Below are 2668 nucleotides of genomic sequence, written 5' to 3' on the forward strand. Positions count from 1 at the left end.
TCTCGACGGGTGCCCGCAAGGGACGCACGTGGCCGTGATGCCGAGCGGCGAGCGCTCGCCGCCGGCGCAGAGCGCGCCAAAGGCGTGACGGGCGATATAGGCGCCGCCCTTCATGTCGTAGATGCCGGGACCGAACGCGACGTCACCTTCGACCTTGAACGGCAGGCGCTCGATGAAGCCCATGGGATGAACGGTGTCGAGGTGGCTCAGCACCAGGATGCCCGGCCGGTCCTGGCCCCAATTGGTGCGCACGATGAGATGATCGCCGCAGCCATCCACGCCGGCGATGCGCTCGAGCTTGGCAGGCAGGTCGCGGTATTGCTCCGTCACCATGGAGATCAGCTTGTTGACCTGTTCAGGCGCTTCCGTCGGCGTCTCGATCTCCACCCAGCGGCGGATACCATCGAGGATGGTTTGAGAATCGAACCAATTGGAGCTGGCCATCGATGCATCTGTGTCCTTGAATCGTATCATCGAAGCGGACGCGCACTGAAGCGCGCCGCAAATCACGACATAGGCCAGATTTGACGCAGTCTCAAATCGCCGTCGAGAATGGCGCGTCAGCGCTTGTCGGGGCCTTCGCGCGCCGCAATCTGCTCGACGAGGTCGACGATCGAACGGCGCATCTTCGAATCGGTGATTCGCGTGAACGCCTTGGTCAGGGCGAGCCCTTCGGAGGTCGCCAGAAAGTCCGAGACGTAAGAGGGCGAGGCGCCTTCGCTGAAGCCATCCGGTCCTGGCACGCCGCTCGGGCCGCCTTCGAACAGGAACGACACCGGCACCTGCAAAATCTCGGCGATTTGCTGGATGCGGCTCGCGCCCACGCGGTTTGTGCCCTTCTCGTATTTCTGGATCTGTTGGAAAGTCAGGCCCAAAGCTTCACCGAGCTTTTCCTGACTCATGCCCAACATGATGCGGCGCATGCGCACGCGACTGCCGACATATTTGTCAACAGGGTTGGGCGCTTTCGACATTTCCTCAGCCCTCCAAACATCACCTTCGGCGCAATCATCAAGCATGCCTCGGGTGCAACATCGTCAAAATCGAACCCTGTTATTGGGAAACATTGCGGAGAAATTTAGCAACGCAGCGCTGTCTTTCGCAGCCGGTGCAGAATGGGGAGCCCGCGTGCAGTCTGTCAACCGTGGGACTACGGTTGTCAAAGGATTCCGGCTACGCCCATGAGAGTGATCATGGATGTCGTTTGGCGACGCGGCGGCGGACGGCCACAATCACGGCGAGCGCGACGAGCATGATCGCCGGTACGTCACCCACGCGCGCATAGATCGTCGGCGGGATCGCAGCCGGCAGGTTTGCATCCAAAATGCCTTCGATGCCGAGACCGAGGCTCGCGACCGTGCGTCCGACCGGATCGATCACTGCGGAGATGCCGGTATTGGCCGAGCGGACCAGCGGCAATCCGAGCTCGATCGCGCGCATCCGCGACTGCTCCAGGTGCTGATAGGGGCCGGTCGAGATGCCGAACCAGCCGTCATTGGTGAGGTTCACGATCCAGCCCGGACGTTCGTTGCGTCCGGCCACTTCGCCGGGGAAGATCGCCTCGTAGCAGATCAGCGGCAGTGCCGGCGGCGCGCCCGCGACCGGCAGCGCATGCCGCACGGTACCTGCAATGAAGCCGCCGCGCACACGCGTCAGTTGCTCGAAACCAAGCTTCTCCATCAACGACTGATAGGGCAGAAATTCTCCGAACGGTACCAGGTGCAGCTTGTCGTAGACGGCGAGGACGCTGCCTTCGTGATCGATCACGTAGATCGAATTATAGGCGCGTGTGATCGGCGTGCCGCGCGGCAGGTCGGGCGCGCGGACCGAGCCCGTGATCAGCACGGTGCCCTTCGGCAGCAGATCGGCGATTTGCGCCATCGCGTCGGCTTCGCGGGTCAGGAAGAACGGAAAGGCGGATTCCGGCCAGACCAGGATGGTGGCATCGCGCACGCCGGTCGATTGCGGGCCGGAGGCTCGGTCGGACAGCGCCAAATATTTCTTCATCACCTCCGCCTTGGCGGCGTAGTTGAATTTCGCATCCTGCTGCAGGTTGGGCTGCATCAGGCGCAGCTTGGCGCCCGATATCGTCGTGGTCGGATGCAGCGACAGGCGGATCGCACCGAAGACGCCCATGACGATCAGAAGCCCGATGGCGGCGGCCGGCACGCGCCATTGCAGGCGGCGATCGGGCGTTCGGTCGATCAGCGTCGCGGGGCTTGCGAAGATCGCCACCGTCAGGAACGTCATGCCCCACAGCCCGATCAGCGACGCCGTCTGCGCCAGCACCAGCGGCTCGGAGAGCGCATAGCCGAACGCGTTCCAGGGAAACCCTGTCAGCGCATGACCGCGCAGCCATTCGCTGATGGTGAGGCTTGCTGCGAGCGCCAGCACGCGCGTGGCGTTCTTGGTCCAGAGCAGGCGCGCCAGCGCAAAGCCCATTGCCGTGAATATAGACAGATACGCCGGCAGGCCCAGCACGGCGAACGGCGTTAGCCAGGCGAACACGTCGGCGTCGACGAAGAAGGCGTAGCCGATCCAGTAGAGACCCGGGACGAAATAGCCGAGCCCGAACCAGTAGCCGGTCAAAGCGGCGGCGGGGACGCCGCCATGGCGGCCGGCGCCGGCGCCGTCGATCAGCCAGACAAGCACCGGGAAGGTGACGAAC

General features: G+C 63.6%; 3 protein-coding genes. All 3 read right to left on the reverse strand.

All coding sequences use genetic code 11. From position 1 onward, the window contains the following. On the reverse strand, positions 1–474 hold a 474-nt coding region (locus JHD07_RS30190), incomplete at its 3' end, for a M20/M25/M40 family metallo-hydrolase (protein WP_366865464.1). Between the two features lie 86 nt (positions 475–560). Further along, entirely contained in the window at positions 561–974 is a 414-nt protein-coding gene (locus tag JHD07_RS30195) for a helix-turn-helix transcriptional regulator (RefSeq protein ID WP_018319423.1), read from the reverse strand. A gap of 217 nt (positions 975–1191) precedes the next feature. Beyond that, positions 1192–2668 (reverse strand): apolipoprotein N-acyltransferase (lnt, locus tag JHD07_RS30200; RefSeq protein WP_291628782.1); only part of this gene is annotated, 1477 nt, incomplete at its 5' end.

The organism is Bradyrhizobium sp. (genome assembly GCF_016462955.1).
Lineage (GTDB): Bacteria > Pseudomonadota > Alphaproteobacteria > Rhizobiales > Xanthobacteraceae > Bradyrhizobium.

What these genes read in the sequence shown, in the direction of transcription:
- JHD07_RS30195 (WP_018319423.1), bottom strand. Translation starts at nt 974, where the DNA reads ATGTCGAAAGCGCCCAACCCTGTTGACAAATATGTCGGCAGTCGCGTG.